The 16,167-nt window shown below is 53.0% G+C and carries 12 protein-coding genes; 6 read left to right on the top strand and 6 right to left on the bottom strand.

Annotated features, from left to right (window positions below; translation table 11 throughout):
* The 4 genes from V9K92_RS21225 to V9K92_RS21210 are packed head-to-tail and all read right to left on the bottom strand — an operon-like array spanning nt 1 to nt 4,979.
* The gene (locus tag V9K92_RS21225; RefSeq protein WP_337354887.1) at nt 1-342 is read right to left on the bottom strand and encodes a VanZ family protein; all 342 of its coding nucleotides are present in this window, start codon (nt 340-342) and stop codon (nt 1-3) included.
* The gene (locus tag V9K92_RS21220) at nt 323-1,243 is read right to left on the bottom strand and encodes a glycosyltransferase family 2 protein (RefSeq protein WP_115053356.1); all 921 of its coding nucleotides are present in this window, start codon (nt 1,241-1,243) and stop codon (nt 323-325) included. The genes V9K92_RS21225 and V9K92_RS21220 overlap by 20 nt, the downstream gene beginning before the upstream one ends.
* Nucleotides 1,240-3,585, bottom strand: a complete 2,346-nt coding sequence (locus V9K92_RS21215; protein ID WP_337354886.1) for a GumC family protein — start codon at nt 3,583-3,585, stop codon at nt 1,240-1,242. Before V9K92_RS21215 ends, V9K92_RS21220 begins: the two co-directional genes overlap by 4 nt.
* Nucleotides 3,586-3,605: 20 nt before the next feature.
* The gene (locus tag V9K92_RS21210) at nt 3,606-4,979 is read right to left on the bottom strand and encodes a polysaccharide biosynthesis/export family protein (protein ID WP_337354885.1); all 1,374 of its coding nucleotides are present in this window, start codon (nt 4,977-4,979) and stop codon (nt 3,606-3,608) included.
* 346 nt (nt 4,980-5,325) lie between these two features.
* Here V9K92_RS21210 and asnB point away from each other — a divergent pair, with 346 nt between their 5' ends.
* From asnB to V9K92_RS21180, 6 genes are read left to right on the top strand one after another with little or no spacing between them, the layout of a single operon-like run.
* A complete protein-coding gene (gene asnB, locus V9K92_RS21205; protein WP_337354884.1) occupies nt 5,326-7,275 on the top strand; it encodes an asparagine synthase (glutamine-hydrolyzing) in 1,950 nt (649 codons plus the stop codon).
* 12 nt (nt 7,276-7,287) lie between these two features.
* Nucleotides 7,288-7,557: an acyl carrier protein gene (locus V9K92_RS21200; protein ID WP_115053352.1), complete on the top strand. Its 270-nt coding sequence runs from the start codon at nt 7,288-7,290 to the stop codon at nt 7,555-7,557.
* 21 nt (nt 7,558-7,578) lie between these two features.
* Complete coding sequence (locus tag V9K92_RS21195) at nt 7,579-9,114, top strand: class I adenylate-forming enzyme family protein (RefSeq protein WP_337354883.1); 1,536 nt, start codon at nt 7,579-7,581, stop codon at nt 9,112-9,114.
* A 1-nt stretch (nt 9,115) separates the two neighbouring features.
* Nucleotides 9,116-10,126 carry an NAD(+) synthase gene (gene nadE, locus V9K92_RS21190; protein ID WP_337354882.1) on the top strand — a complete coding sequence of 337 codons (1,011 nt, stop codon included), beginning with the start codon at nt 9,116-9,118 and terminating at the stop codon, nt 10,124-10,126.
* Nucleotides 10,127-10,142: 16 nt separating this feature from the next.
* Nucleotides 10,143-11,183 (top strand): glycosyl hydrolase, encoded by a 1,041-nt coding sequence (locus V9K92_RS21185; RefSeq protein ID WP_337354881.1) that lies wholly within the window; start codon nt 10,143-10,145, stop codon nt 11,181-11,183.
* 22 nt (nt 11,184-11,205) lie between these two features.
* On the top strand, nt 11,206-12,660 hold the full coding sequence (locus tag V9K92_RS21180) for a hypothetical protein (RefSeq protein WP_337354880.1): 1,455 nt from the start codon (nt 11,206-11,208) through the stop codon (nt 12,658-12,660).
* Here the strand turns inward: V9K92_RS21180 and V9K92_RS21175 are convergent, their stop codons facing one another.
* Together V9K92_RS21175 and V9K92_RS21170 are read right to left on the bottom strand one after the other, a co-directional pair.
* Complete coding sequence (locus V9K92_RS21175) at nt 12,661-13,998, bottom strand: HlyD family type I secretion periplasmic adaptor subunit (RefSeq protein WP_115053347.1); 1,338 nt, start codon at nt 13,996-13,998, stop codon at nt 12,661-12,663.
* Complete coding sequence (locus V9K92_RS21170; protein ID WP_337354879.1) at nt 13,995-16,148, bottom strand: type I secretion system permease/ATPase; 2,154 nt, start codon at nt 16,146-16,148, stop codon at nt 13,995-13,997. Before V9K92_RS21170 ends, V9K92_RS21175 begins: the two co-directional genes overlap by 4 nt.
* Nucleotides 16,149-16,167: the final 19 nt, after the last annotated feature.

Raw genomic sequence — 16,167 nt, 5'->3', positions numbered from 1 at the left:
TTAACGAAGCAGTTTTACGCCAGCCATACCCATTGCGGCGCCCGCAATTTTTACCAAAAAATTCGCAATATCCGCATGTCTGTTCTGCATGAAATGCTGCGCATATTCAAAGAGTCCGCATGACACTATTATAATAATCGCCACAAAAATCAGCCGTTTCGGATAGGTCAGGCTGAATGTGATGCCAAGCAGCAGAAATGCCGAAAATCGCTCGACATTTGGCCCGATCCAGGTTGCCGGACGCAAGGTAATCGGCCCCACTGTCATCACCATGACTAATAGCAATAGCACCCAGGCAAGGGCATGATGCGACGCCGGGTAATCAATCAGCCTTTTCAACATCCAATACGCCCGACGGCGAAATCCTTCCGCGGAGAAGATCGAAGAGAGCCAATCCATTTCCCTTTAATCGTCCTTTCCGGTCTATCCACGCCTCCGGCGAAATGCTTCCAAAAATATTGGCAATCAAATTCTTGGATGCCATGGCGATAGCCTTGGAGAAAGCCATGGTGCCTTTCCTGGCCAGATAATATGGATTGGCGATCTGGGAATAGCCGAGCTTTATCCCGGAGGTCCTACCACTCTTCACGCCAAGATGAATACCGCGCTGCTTGTTTGATTTGACGATACGGCCATGTTTGGCAAGCGACCGGCTCAGATCAACATCCTCAAGCCAACAGTAAAGTGGAAGGTTTTCATCAAACCAGATATCGTTGCGTCTCATCACGTCAAGTCGCAAAGTCATATTGCAGCCATACCCGTTATAGACATCCTTCAACAGGTCGGGGCGCGAAGACGGATCATCCAGAAGGGCCTGCAACAGACTTGCACCTTCTTTCACCTGTATTCCGGCTGTTCCTATGCCATCTACAAGAACATTACCCGTTGATATGACGATATCATCATGTTCGAGGAACAGCTTTTCGACCTCGGCTATATAGTTCGGAGCCATCAGAAAATCGTCGTCGAGAAACAATAATATATCGAAATCCGGCAATGCTCGAATGATGTCGTTGCGTTGCTTGGCCAGCCCGGAAGTCGATTGCAGCGATAGCAGCGGAACGCTCATCCCTGCCTCCAGATTTTCCGGAGTATCGCTTGGCTTGAGTGTGCAGATAACAATCTGATCGGGTAGCCGGTTCTGTTGCTCAATCAAGGGAACCGTGGCGGCCAATATTCTCGGTCTGCCGGTTGACGGTATGCCGACTGCAATCTTGAGCCGCTGTTTTGGTTCGCGCGTCATAACCTGCTCCACCGGAAACTTGCCAATGAACCTGCAAATTTGGAGAAACGCCTTTGAAGTGAGCGGCCGTAACTTCCTGCCCGAAGGCTTGATGGCGGGAAAGCGAGCGGCGCGGCTGTGCGGGGATGTAGAGGTGTATTGAAAACAACGCCGACCGCATCCGAGTTGATGCCACTGCAATTTGCAATCGCCGCGCCAAGGACATCGAGCGTTACATTCTGCCGGTCACCCACGGTGAGAATAACGCAGTCGACAATCACACTGACTATTCGAGCATCTGCACTTGTCGTCAAATCCGGCAGATCGAGGATGATGATATCGTGCTGATCGCGCAATCTGTCGAGGTGGCTCTCCAGAGCCTGAAGATTGAGATAGCGATATGCCTGGCTCGAACTATGGGTTATCTCGTCTACGCTCATGAGAGCTGGCGGCGTTATTACGGATACGGAAGCATAGGGTTCCTCCGCCCGAATTTCATCGACCTTCCGAATAGTTCGTGCGTCGCGGCGGCTTGACCCTTCGGTTGCTTCAATTTTCCTGTGGTTTTCTACAACATCGGTTGAGATAGCCTGATGGGGCTTGGTCATTGTCGTGAACAGCCGGGTAAGCGTCGGGTTGGCGGCACAGGTATCGATCAGCATCGTTCTTGAACCCGTCGCTGCATAAAGCTGTGCCAAATTGCTTGCGACTGTTGTCTTGCCCTCGCCCGGCAGCGCCGATGTAATACCCACGACTTTTGCACCTTGCCGACGCATTATCAGATCCAGTGAGGCCTTGGTATTGCGAACAGCGTCTGAAAAGAGGTGATTGGGATGATCCAGTACGAAATTCAGCAATTGATACTGCTCTTGCGGATTGCCCTTTGAAATCGCTCTGGCCGAAACAAATGGCAATGTGCCAAGGCTGTTCAACCCAAGTTCGCGTCGCAAACGGCTCTCTGTTTTGATGCGACGATCACTAACTTCTCGAACGGCAGAATAGGCAAGCCCCGCCAGTCCGCCAAGCACGCTCGCAAGCGCGAGTACCAGCGACCCCTTGGGCCAGGTCTTGCCGAGCGGGATCGCAGCAGCGGAGACCAGACGGGAGTCTCCTACAGGGAAAGATTCCTGCTGCAAGGCACTGATTAATTGCTGCATCAAACTTTGATACATTTGCCGATAGGTATTTGCGCGGCTTTCAAGCTCGCCCAGCTGAACGCGGGCCATGCCCTTGCTGAGACCGGATTGAATCGTCGCTTGCAGCTGGTCATTGACATATTGCTCGCGACGCTCGGCCGCTTCGACATTCGATTTATAAACCTGCCCGATACGAACGATTTCCTGGCGTACCTCACCCTTCAGGCGTGCGATCTCCTGCTGGGCAGCTTGCACCGCCGCTCCATTTTCGCCATAGCGCCCCTTCAACTCATCAAGCTGGGTGGAAGCCGTATTCAGCCGTTCACGAAGCGCTGTTATCTGCGGATTGCGAAGTGCTTCGTCAACATATCCGTCGACATAAGTCTCCGATTGGAGAAATTTGTTGATCATCGCAAGCTTTGCCCTCTCCGCCGAAGTATCAGCTTTTGCTCTGGAGAGCTGGATATTCGCCTCCGTGAGTTGCTGTTCATCCAGCGAAGTTGCACCGGCTTGCGATATCTGGTTCTGGTTACGGAAATCCTCCACGGCACGAGCGGATGCATTCGCTTGCCCGCTAATCTCCGCAAGTCTGCTTTCCAGCCAACCGGCGCCGCTTTTTGCCGCCGATGATTTTGCATCAAGACCCGCTTTGATGTAGGCCAACGCCGTGGCATTTGCCACCGTTGCAGCCTTGGCCGGGTCCGTGGAATTATATGCAACGTCGAGCACATAGGATTGCCCGACACGCCAGACGCGCAATCGCTCCAGAAAGCCCGCAACTGTCTTGCGCATGATCAATTCAGGTTCAGCCACCTTGCCTTTGTCCGAACGCCAGAAAGCAAGGCTGGACAAGAGGCTATCGCCGCCTTGAAGCTCGGGATCCTCCGTGAGCGAAAGCTGCTCGATGACGCTTTTGGCGATGGCTTCAGAGCGGATGATTTCAACCTGGCTTTCAACCTCACCGGTTTCGATCACGATCGTCCCCGAAACCGCATCCTGCGAGGCAATTCTGGCCTGTTCGGGATCAATGACTATTCGGGCCGTGGCCGTGAAAATCGGCTCCGCGACCAGGAGATAGGCGACGGCAATTAGTACCGATCCAAGAATGGAAGCGCCAACAAAGCGCCAGTTGCGCCGCAAGAAACCGACAATATCGGCCATACCGATCAAATGGGCATCGGCATGAAGTTCATCAGTCCGTGTCGAGTGATGTTTATGTCTGACCATCTTTATTATCCACAATGTTCTTATTGGGTCGTTTTGACTTGCGCGGCAGCGGCGTTGAGCGGAACGGGTAGCGACGCAGGCGTGCCCGGTTCAGCAGGTATTTCTGTCGGGCTGTTACCGGCTGTCTTCTTGGAAAACCGCACGTTGAGTGCCGCCCGCACCACATCGCCAGGCACCAGGACGGTATCCTCGTTTGCTGCAATCTCGATTGGCTCGGCGGTCGTTGCCCTGGTGATAGTGAATACGAGATCAGGCTCCTGTTTTTCTCCGGGCTTTGCCTTGCCCGACAAAATTGATCCCGCAGCAACGAGCAGCCTTTCAGCTGTGTCCTGCCTTATCTTGAGCTGATCCAGCGCAGCCTGCGCTGTTTGAAGCTCTGTCGTAGCGGTGGTTTGACGGAGATTAACCAAATTTTGGGCATCGCGGCTCGCCTGGCTGATATTCTGCCGGGCACGCATGATGGCGGTAACCTGATCAAGCCGATCAGCCTGCAAGGTTGTGATAATCCGCTGTAAATCTGATTGGCGGGATGTTGTGGCGATGCCGCGCTCCACCAACGGCTTGACCGTCTCAAGCTCCGCATCCATCAGCTTGATCTGTTTTTCCTGGCCAGCTACTTTCTCCTGCAAAACCTCGATTTCGGAAGCGAAAAGCGCACGCAGTTCATCAAGGTTTGCAAGCTGGCGCTTTAAACCATTCGACTGCGTATCGAAGATTGCCCGCTCTTCAGCAGTGATGGATTGAATGCTCATGCCGTCGGCCAACTCAGAAAGATCGCTCGGAAATTGAATCTCCGTTGTCCCGGCAACCTCTGCCTTCAGGCGCGCCACACGAGCAAGCGTCCGCACCATTTCGCCGTGGACAGATTGCAGCTCTCCAAGATATTGAATCTGTTCAACTGTCCTTGCTTCTTCTCGCGGGCGATATCTGCCGCCAGCCAAGGCAACGGCCTGCAAGACTGTAAGGCCGGGTCTGAACCTGTATTCACCAGGCCGCTCAACATTTCCAACGAGGAAAATTGCAGGATACTCCACGACCTGCACGGCGACATTCGGCATGGTAACCAAGCCCGTCGCCTTCTGGATGCGCTTTGAAATTTCGGTCGCCGCCGATGAGGCATCAAGGGCTGCTATCTCCATTGTGCCAATAAGTGGAAGAAGCACAGTTCCACTATCTGACACAACATACTCGCCGTTCAGCGCGGTCCACTCTCTATATTCTCCGCGCGAGGCAATCCATTCAAGAACAGTCAATCTTAACCGGGTGTAGGGAGCGAGCTTGTAATCGCCATTGGCGTAAGCGGAAAAGGGCAAAGCGAGACATGAAAACGCCATGGCCGTTGCTGCTATTGTGCGCACAAACCTCTTGATTGCCCACGGAAATTTCACGCCCATTTGCTATCCCACAATTTATTATTTTGCACTATTATCGTGGAGCTGCGGGTAGGTGGCAATTAATCAATCATGGATTTATTGTAATAAATTCGGTGTATCCACGGTACTTTTCCACAATTTAAAGTCATGCTTGCGGGATAGATAAGCATATCTGTAAATTATACATGATTACCAATATTCCCGTCACAGGAAAACATAATATACCCTCCTAGATACACACGTAACTAGTATTGCCCTGCCCTTTAAATCCAATTATTTATTGACCCCTGAGGGCCATATTATAGGCTTCAATAGCTGTATCCAAGCGGGGAATATACTCCGCAGTTGCAGTGATTTGGGGGCAACTATGTGTGGAATTGCAGGCTACTTCGCCTCAAAAGGCTCACTTCAGGACGGTCAGTCTGTGTTGAGCTCGATGATTGGTGCAATTGCACATCGCGGACCTGACGAAAACGGCATCTACGTCGATCAGAAAGCTGGCTTGGGGCACATGAGGCTCTCCATCGTCGGGCTGGAAGACGGCCAGCAGCCTATGAAGAATGCCCGTGGTGATGTCGTCATCAGCTATAATGGCGAAGTGTTCAATTATGTTGAGTTGCGCGATGATTTGATTGCGCAGGGGCATGTTTTCCAGACATCAAGCGACACCGAAGTCATCCTGCATCTTTACGATGAGCTGGGCCCGGATTGCGTCAAGAAACTCAATGGTGATTTTGCCTTTGCGATATGGGACCAAAGGCGCCGCCGCATGATGCTTGCGCGGGATTGCATGGGTGTGCGGCCATTATTCTATACTTGGCACAAGGGCACTATGTTCTTTGCCTCGGAAGCCAAATCACTTTTAACCGTTCCCGGTATCGAAGCTGAAGTCGATATATATGCTTTGGACCAGATATTCACGCTGTGGGCACCCATTGCGCCTCGTACGATCTTCAGGAACATCTTTGAATTGCAGCCGGCGCATTTCCTGCTGCTTGAGGGTGAGACATTCAAGACAGCGCCATATTGGCAACTGCAATACCCCGATCGCAATGGTGCGGCCTCCCCACGGTCTGAAGATCACGTTGCCGAAGAATTACTGCATCTCCTGACCGATGCCACGCGCATTCGTCTAAGGGCTGATGTGCCTGTGGGATCCTATCTTTCAGGCGGATTGGATTCCTCCGCCGTGTCAGCAATTGCAGCCAAAATTGTGCCGGACCGCCTGCGAACATTTTCAATCGGTTTTGAATCTGCCGAACATGACGAGACGGCATTCCAGATGCAGATGGTCGAAGCACTTGGCACCGATCACTCCGCATTAACCTGTAGTACAAACGACATCGCAAACATCTTCCCCTCGGTGATTGCGCATACGGAGCGGCCTGTTCTTCGTACAGCTCCAGCGCCACTCTATCTTCTATCGCGTCTTGCCAGCAGTGAAGGGTACAAAGTCGTCTTGACTGGCGAAGGGGCTGATGAGGTCTTTGCTGGATATGATCTGTTTCGCGAAGCGAAAGTGCGCCGCTTCTGTGCCGCACAGCCGACGTCGCGGATCCGCCCACAACTGTTTCGAAAACTATACCCCTATCTCAGTGGACTGAAGCAGCAGTCTCCAGAATATCTGTCGGCATTTTTTGGCGCCGGTGCCGACGATATCCGTGATCCCTTATATTCGCATCGCCCACGTTTTAGGGGTACTGCGGCAACGAAGATGTTTTTCTCCCAGGACCTGCAAACCGCGCTGAACGGCTATGACGCAACCGCCGATCTCGTTTCCGGGCTTCCAAAAGATTTCACGCGCTGGCACCCCTTGCATCAAGCGCAGTATCTGGAAACATCATTGCTATTGCCTGGATATATTCTGAACTGTCAGAGTGATCGCATGGCCATGGCGCATGGCCTTGAGGGGCGCTTCCCATTTCTGGATCATCGCCTCGTCGAGTTTGCCTCACGCATCCCCGTTGGGATGAAGCTAAAGGGCCTTGCTGAAAAACACATTCTGAAACGAGCCGTTCGCGACCTCGTGCCGCAAACGATCACTGCAAGACTGAAACAGCCCTATCGCGCACCTGACAGCCGTTCGTTTACGGCGGGTGGAATGCCGGATTACGTTCGGGATTCCATGAATGCGGCAGCCATATCCGATACGGGCCTGTTTAACCCGGTAGCTGTCGAAAAACTGGTTGGGAAATGCGCGCGCGATAATCCCGTGGGATATCGCGACAACTCGGCCTTCGTTGGAATCCTTTCAACACAGCTATGGCACCAAATATTCACAACACACATACAGCGGCACGCTGTCGCCGCGGAATGAAAGGGAAGAAAAATGACATCGGGATTCGCAACACAGATCAGAGCCTTCATTGTCGAAAATTATCTCTTCGGCGACACAAGCCATCCACTTGATGACAGAACATCGCTCATTGAAACCGATATTATCGATTCAACCGGGGTCCTCGAACTGGTGACATATCTGGAAGACACGTTTCAGATCAGTGTGCATGACTCCGAAATTGTCCCGGCAAACCTCGATTCAATCGCCAGCATAGCCAGCTACGTAGCAAGCAAGACTATTCTTCAACGGTCGGTTGCTTAAGCAAACGAGGAGCAGCCAATCATGCGGATCGAGGACATTCTTCGTCAAACGGCGAAAAGATTGGACAACAAGACTGTTCTCATCGCAGGCGACAAGCGACTGAGTTATGCTGAACTTGACGACCTGTCGGATCGCCTGGCGGCTTCGCTCTGGTCGCAGGGCGTGATGCGTGGTGATCGTGTTCTGGTATTTATGAGCAATTGCTGGGAAGCAACGATTGCCATCTATGCGATCCTGAAGGCTGGCGCTGTTTTCAGTCCGATTAACGCCTCCACAAAAGCGGACAAGCTGGCTTACATTATCGAAAACTGTCGCGCCAGAATGGTCATTGCACAGGAAAAACTGGCACCCATTGCTGTTGAAGCGATCGGGTCAAATACGGGCTGCGAGCTGATCGTGGCCAGCCGCGGCGAAGAAGCTGCTCAACCGGGAAGACATTCCTTCACGCAGATGCTGCAGGTGGCCCGGCATCCGATTCTTCATGGCGGCATTGATATCGACCTGGCGATGCTGATCTATACGTCCGGATCGACGGGACGTCCCAAGGGCGTGATGATGAATCATCGCAATATCGAAGCGGCGGCCACCTCGATCACAACCTATGTGCAAAACAGCGAAGATGACATAATTCTCAATGTATTGCCCCTCGCTTTCGACTACGGGCTTTATCAGCTGTTCATGACAATACGCAGTGGAGCCACGCTCGTGCTGGAAGCGTCCTTTGGCTTTCCGCAGGCAATTTTTGATGTCATGCGGCGTGAACATGTAACTGGCTTTCCATTGGTGCCAACCATGGCAGCGCTGATCCTGCAGATGCGGGACATAGAGCCCGGATTTCTGCCGGATCTGCGCTATATCACCAACACCGCCGCTGCCCTGCCGCCCGCGCATATTGCGCGTTTGCGCGAACTCTTCCCGGACGTACGACTGTACTCCATGTATGGCCTCACGGAATGCAAGCGCTGTACCTATCTTCCGCCGGAACAGCTGGACCAACGACCCGGCTCCGTGGGTATTGCAATTCCTAACACTGAAGCATTTATCGTCGACGACAGCGGCACGATCGTTGAACCGGGCGTTGTGGGGGAGCTTGTCATTCGCGGTCCTCACGTCATGCAAGGCTACTGGGAAAATGCGGAAGCAACCGCCCGCATGCTGCGGCCCGGCCCCAATCCGTGGGAAAAAGTGCTTTATACTGGCGATCTCTTTTCGAAGGATCGCGACGGCTATCTCTACTTTGTCGGCCGTAAGGACGACATCATCAAGACGCGGGGCGAAAAAGTTGCTCCCAAAGAAGTCGAAGCCGTGCTGCACTCTTGCCCCGGCATTGCCGAGGCCGTTGTGATTGGCGTGGATGACCCTGTTTTGGGACAGGCCATACGGGCAATCGTCGTCCTGAGCGACCCGGCTCTGACCGATCGCGAAATCATCCGTTTTTGCGCAAAAAACCTCGAAGATTTCATGGTTCCGAAATCCGTTGAGTTTCGTCCGAGCCTTCCCAAAACGGACACTGGCAAGGTGAGCCGCAGATTGGCCGCCGAGCCTCAGGAGAGCTGACATGAACAATATAAACCCTGAAATCAGTGCTGTTTCACCCATATCGCTGACCATTGATCCTGCGGCTGAGACAGAGCGGATCGTTGCCGCCATGCGTGAGCAGCTCCGCCACACGTTGCGCCGCCGCGGATTTGTTCTAGGTCTGTCAGGAGGTGTGGATTCCAGTGTATGCGCTGCGCTTGCCGCAAGAGCTGTTGGCGCACAAAATGTCCTATGCATTTTCATGCCTGAAAATGACTCCGATCCTGAAAGTCTGACGCTGGGCCGATTGGTGGCGGAAACATATGGTCTGGCTAGCATCGTTGAGGATATCGGCCCATCGCTTGAAGCAATGGGTTGCTACGAACGGCGCGACGCTTTCATCAAGCAAATCGAGCCGGAATTTGGCCCCGGATGGGCGTCGAAGATCGTCATTGCCAATGCATTGGCGAATGAAGGCTATAATATTTCCTCACTTGTGTTGCAGCGCCCGGACGGCACAACCGAAAAGCTGCGCATGCCAAGCTCCGTCTATCTTGGGATTGTCGCGGCAACCAATATGAAACAGCGGACCCGCAAACAGATCGAATATTACCATGCGGATCGCATGAACTATGCCGTCATCGGCACGCCAAACCTGTTGGAATATGATCAAGGTTTCTTTGTTAAAAATGGCGATGGTGCGGCTGATCTAAAGCCGATCGCCCATCTCTACAAGTCACAGGTTTACCAGCTGGCAGCCTATCTCGGCGTTCCGGAGGAGATCACGTCGCGACCACCAACGACGGACACCTACCAATTGGCGCAGACCCAGGAAGAATTCTATTTTGCATTGCCTTATCACCAGATGGACCAGTGCCTTTACGGTTTGAATGAATCACTGCCCGCTGCTGTCATCGCCGCATCCGCCCATCTAAGCGAGGATCAAGTACTTCGCGTCTGGCGTGATATTCGCGCAAAACGCAAAGCGACACGCTATCTGCACCTCGGACCGCAACTCGTGATGCCCATAGCAGAACTCCAAGGCGGCTAGCCCGGAAAGGACCATCATGATGCAGAAAGTTTTTCTCGCAATGGTGGTTGTTGTGTCGGCATTTTTTGCCTGGACGGCACTGGTCACAAGAGCAGATGAGCAAGCCTTCATCTGGGGTGTGAACGGTCATCCGCTTGCGTCTTATCATGGCGTTACATTGGAGGAACAGGTGGCATCACTTGTGAACTTGGGCGCGCGCTCCTATCGCGTCGATGTCCAAAGCACCGAACAGCTTCCGAAGTTGAAAGCCTTGGTTGATCTCGCTGAAGCGAACAATGTGGAGATCCTTCCTGTATTCACCCCCAAGATAGATTTGAATGCTGCAACAATCGAAGAAATCCATTCAACCTCCAAAACACTTGCTTATGAAACGGCGACCATGCTGGGGGCAAAGATCAAAGTATGGGAACTGGGCAATGAACTTGAAAATTTCGCAATCATCCAGCCTTGCGAAATGCGAGATGACGGCACGCAATATCCTTGCAACTGGGGACCTGCGGGAGGACTCTACCCGCTCGATTATTACGGGCCACGCTGGGAAAAAGTCGCCGCCGTCATGCATGGCCTTGACGCTGGCATGAAGCAGGCTGGCGGAAAATATCGTACCGCCATGGGCACCGCCGGTTGGGGCCATATCGGCGCCTTTCAACGTATGAAGCAGAGCGGAATCAACTGGGATATCTCGGTCTGGCATCTTTATGGTCAAGATCCGGAATGGGCATTCAAGGCATTGGCCGAATATGGGAAGCCTATCTGGGTAACAGAGTTCAATCATCCCAAAGGCAGCATTGAAAGCGAGGCTGCCCAGGCCGCTGGTTTGAAGACGATGATGGAAATGCTCCAGCGCCTCCGCAAGCTCTACCCGATTGAAGCGGCTCATGTTTATGAATTGATGGACGAAACATACTGGGCGCCGGACTTTGAAGCCTATATGGGCCTTGTTCGTCTGGACGGCGACGAAAAGAATGGCTGGCGCGCCGGAGAGCCGAAAGCCGCCTTTAAAGTCGTTCAAGATATTATCGGGCAGGACCGACTAACAGGAACCCAGAGCCAGTGACCGTGGCGGGCGAAGGATAAGCATGGCAACCAATTTTTTCGGTGTTTGCGTCATTCTGTTTGGCGTTCTGGTACAGTTCATGCACCATCGCTATGCCTTGTACGGCATGGTTATTCTTACATTGTTTGGTGCGGCCGCTGCCGTGACGCTGCCTGCATTAGGCGGAGCTTCCATTCTAGTCGCCAATGCCTTCATGGTATTCTTCGCTTTGCGGATCACGCGCGTCACCGGGTTAAATCCGGCAATCAGCAGCTTGCTTTATCCCAGCACCGGCTTCTGGCTTCTACTGCTGATCATCTATGGTCTTATCGCCACGCTGTTCTTTCCAAGACTGATGGCGGGTATTACCGAAACGATGGTGGTGCAAAGATTGCCCGCTGGCCTTAGCCGGATTGCGCTCAACCCGCTCAGCTTTTCCAGTACCCACATCACGCAAACTGTCTATGCGCTGGGCGGCATTGCATGTTTTGCAGCTTCATTTGCCTATTTCCGTACGCGCGATGCTTACCAGCATTTTCTCACGGCATTCTTTATACTCTGCGGCTTGAATGTGTTGTTTGCCATGGCGGATCTCATCACATTTGCCACTGGACCAATCGATTTCCTCAATTTCATCCATACGGCCAATTACTCATTGATGACCAATGTCGAGATGGGTGGATTAAAGCGCATCTCGGCCAGCTTTCCGGAATCATCCAGCTTTGCTAGCTTCACGCTCATTCTGTTTGCCATATCTGCAAGTCTTTATCTCGATCATGTCCGGCCGTTTGCATCCGGCTTATATGCCGTGGCATTTCTGATTTTGCTCGCTCTTTCAACATCGGGCACTGCTTATGTCGGACTGATCTTTGTTCTTTTCATGCTCACGCTCCAATCGGTTCTCCCCACATTATGGGGCGGGAAGATGCGCAAGCCTCTGCTATTATATGCGGGCGGTTTGAGCGCCCTCGCCGTAATCCTGCTTGTGGCGGTATTGTCCCCCACCCTCGTCGAAGCCATAGGCTCATTTCTGGATGAGAGTCTTCTTGGCAAACTGGATAGCGCTTCAGGCAGAGAGCGTGGCCACTGGAATGAGGTGGCCTGGTCAAACTTCATTGACAGTTATGGTTTGGGCGTCGGGGTCGGTGGAGCGCGAGCTTCCAGCTATCTGTTTGTACTGCTTTCCAATGTCGGTTTGCCTGGGTTTTTGTGTTTCGCAGTGTTCACTCTTTCGACGTTATTTCGCCGGTCGGTCTTCCGCAATGGCACCGTCGAGCGCCACGTCGTGCGAGCCATACGCTCGGGTCTCGGGGCAAGCTTGATCGCCGCTTTTCTGGTAAGCACCGTCTATGATCTGGGAATGCTCTTTTATGTGCTTTCAGGCGCGGCAGCCGTTGCCGTCTTTCCAGTGGCAAAACGGCGGGTGAAAACAAATGTCGATAAGGAAGTCACGCGATCGGAGTCGCAACGTGCCAAGCAAATGATCCCCAGCTCCTGATCAGGATTCCCTGAAAGCCCGCGACATACTATCGATAACCGGCTTGGCCAGATATTCAAAGAATGTGCGCTCATGAGTTTGAATGAGAATATCTGCCGGCATGCCCGGCGTCGGGGTAAATCCATGGATACGCTTTAATTCATCAGCAGGTATGCTGACCCGGGCTATATAGATGTCCTGCTTCTGGCCGGGCGTGGTGTCGGCCATAGAATCCGCAGATACATAATCCACTCGCCCATTGATAATAGGTGTCGTGCGCTGATTGAGGCCACTGAGGCGAATATGAGCCTCCTGTCCCTCTTTCACTTCATCGATCTGCATGCGCGGTATCTGCGCCTCGATGATGAGCGGGACACCCGTTGGCAGTATTTCGACGATGGGCTTGCCGCTTTCAATAACGCCGCCGGCCGTATGATAATATAGCCGGATAATCGTTCCTGAAACGGGCGCCTTGATCAAGGTCCGGTTAAGAACGCTTTCGGCCTGGCGGGTCTGTTCGCGAACTGTGTCAAGCTCGGCCTCCGCGCTTTGAATTTCATCCAGAGCTGCCTGTTTCTCAGTGTCTTTGGTCTGGATGATTTCTTTCTGGAATTTCTCGATCTGGGCGTTCACTTCCATGATTTCCGCGTTCAGACGAGCAATATTGCCTTCGCCATCGGCAACAGCCCGCTCAAGCACACTGACCTCGGACCGCGCCATCAAACCTTTCTTGAAAAGGGAGTATTTTGATACATACTCGGTTTTCAGCAGGCTTACCTGAGTCTGTGTCGCCTCGATTTGAGCCGTCCGGCCGATACGCCTGAACTCAAGAGCGGAAATATTGCGCTCCATCATCTGTAATTCATTGGCATATTTGGCATGGGCCGCATCGAAATTATCGCTTTGGCTTTCGTTTACGGCCCGTATTTCCGGGTTGCCCATATTATCGAGAATGATCTTGGGCGGTTGATACCTTTCGGCGCCTTTGACGACGGCATGCAGCCGCGCCAGGATAGCTTCCAGGCGGGCCTGGCGTAAAAACAGCTGCTGGGAGTTGGTCTTGGCAGAGGTCTCGTCAAGGCGGACAAGGTCATCGTTTTCGTGGACGTGATCTCCTTCACGCACCAAAAGTTCCTTGATTATGCCGCCTTCCAAATGCTGTACGATCTTGTTTTTTCCCGTCGCAACGAAACTGCCGGGCGCGATGACGGCGGCGGCCAAGGGTGCTGTTGCAGCCCATGTTCCAAAGCCACCAAAGCAAACGAAAACCAGGGCAATTCCAAACTTGCTATATGGTTTGATCGATCGCGGAACACCGTCATACCATTCGAGACTGTTCATAATATTGGCGGTCGTCATGTCATTGCTCCCACTTTTATTTCCCCGGCCTGAATTGTCTGAACAGGTCCTTTGGGTTTGCTCTTTTTGGAGAGTGCTTCCATCACGGTTTCCCGCGTACCGAACATTGTAACAGTGCCATTATTCAGAACCATGATCTTATCGACACAGCTCAAGAGCGCGGGACGCTGCGTAATGGTGACCACGGTTATTTTATGTTTTTTTGCGTGAAACAAAGCCTTGGTCAGTGCGACGTCACCCTGCTGATCCAAATTGGAATTTGGTTCATCGAGTACCACAAGCTTGGGATTGCCGAAGAATGCGCGTGCCAGAGCAATGCGCTGTTTTTGGCCTCCCGAAAGAGGTGCGCCATCCGCCGCAACAACGGTTTCATAGCCTTGTGGAAAGGTCGCGATGAGTTCATGCACATCCGCCAGTACGGCCGCGTCGAAAATGGCCTGATCACTGACATCTTCGCGCATTCGAGCGATATTGGCCTTGATGGTGCCCGGGAAAAGCTGAACATCTTGCGGCAAATAACCGATATTCTCGCCGAACTGACGCTGATCCCAATTGCGCAGATCCATAAGGTCCAGACGAACGCTCCCCGAAGTCGGCAGGATCGACCCAACGAGCATCTTGCCGAGTGTTGTTTTTCCAGCGCCCGAATTGCCAATGACAGCCATGGATTCGCCGGGCAACAATGTGAAAGAAATCCCGTTCAGGATAACTTTCTTGTTGGGCGGCGGAACATAGAGAATTCGCTCCACATCAAGCCGGCCTTGCGGGTCCGGCAATCGCAAACGTTCCAGATTCAGCGGCGAGTTCTGGAGAAGGTTTCGGATGCGGCCAAAGGCCGAGCGGAATTGGATGAAACTGTTCCAGCCTTCGATCGCTCCTTCGATGGGTGCCAGAGCGCGTCCGGCAATGATCGAGGCGGCAATCGCCATGCCGCCAGTCAATTGTCCGTCAATGGCCAAATGCGCTCCCCATCCCAACATGGCGACCTGTGTCAGCAATCGGGAACATTTGGAAATCGTTGCGAAAATGATGTTCCGGTCCTGTGCGCGAACCTGCGATTTCAAGGAACCCGCCATATCGCGGCCCCATATGCGCACGGCCTCCGGGATCATTGCGAGGGCATTGATGATTTGCGAGTTGCGCGACATGGAGTCGAGATGAAGCATTGCCCGGCTTTGGAAGCTTGTCGCCTCAGCGAACGAGGCTGCAGTAGCGCGCTGATTGATGAAGGCAATGACGATCAGCAGCAATGAGGAGACAATAACGATATAGCCGAGATGCGGATGTATCAGGAATACTGCAAGCAGGAATATAGGGGAAATGGGCGCATCGAAGAATGACAGCAAAGTGCCAGACGTCAGAAATGACCGCAACTGTTGGAGATCACCAAGCACTTGATAATCCTTGCCGTTACCATGCAGGGATGCGCGCGCGGCGGCGCTCAAGATAGGCGCTCCAAGCTGCACGGCAACTTCGACCGCCGTGCGCATAAGAATGAACCGCCGGATAGCATCAAGAACGACCTGCACAAGCACGGCACCGATGATCACCACCGTAAGCATGACAAGCGTGTCGGTTGAGCGGCTGGTAAGAACCCGATCTGATATCTGGAACAGATAGATTGGAATAGCCAGGACAAGCACATTCAGGAAGACTGTGAATCCCATGGCGATGATCAGGTTTCGGCGAACGGCATTTACACCGTTCTTGAAACTATCGGCAAAACTCGCCGCCGCTACGCGCTTGTGAAAAGTTCCGCCATTGCCAGCTGCATTATTATTGCTGGGGGCATTACCGCCGGGGCCGACTTCTTTCCGCGCCGGAACGCCGCGATCCCCTTCTATGACCTTACCGAGGCCAGGATCGAGTATAACGGGCTTGGGGTTGGTGTCATTGCGGCTGGATGGTTCAGTTGGCTTTCCCAGATCAGGTTTAGGCGCCGTTTTTTCGCCAAGGCCGATACTTGCAGGCGGTTGGGTCTCCCGCACCCCCCTATCAGTAAAGATCCTCGCTACAGCAACTTGTGAAATGGACTTCTCCATTTCCGCAAGCAATGCATCAAACTCGATTCGATCCTGCTCGCGTGCAGTCATCGCTTGCCGTGACTGTTGCGAGATAACCCGCAAGTCAGTCTGTTCATCATATTTCATTATCCCGCGTCCCCCCACG

Origin of the sequence: Phyllobacterium sp. CCNWLW109, assembly GCF_037203905.1 — a bacterium.
In the GTDB taxonomy this organism is placed as follows: Bacteria; Pseudomonadota; Alphaproteobacteria; order Rhizobiales; family Rhizobiaceae; genus Phyllobacterium; species Phyllobacterium ifriqiyense.
The sequence above is the reverse complement of the archived record's forward strand: the minus strand, read 5'-3'. Positions and strand labels throughout refer to the sequence as shown.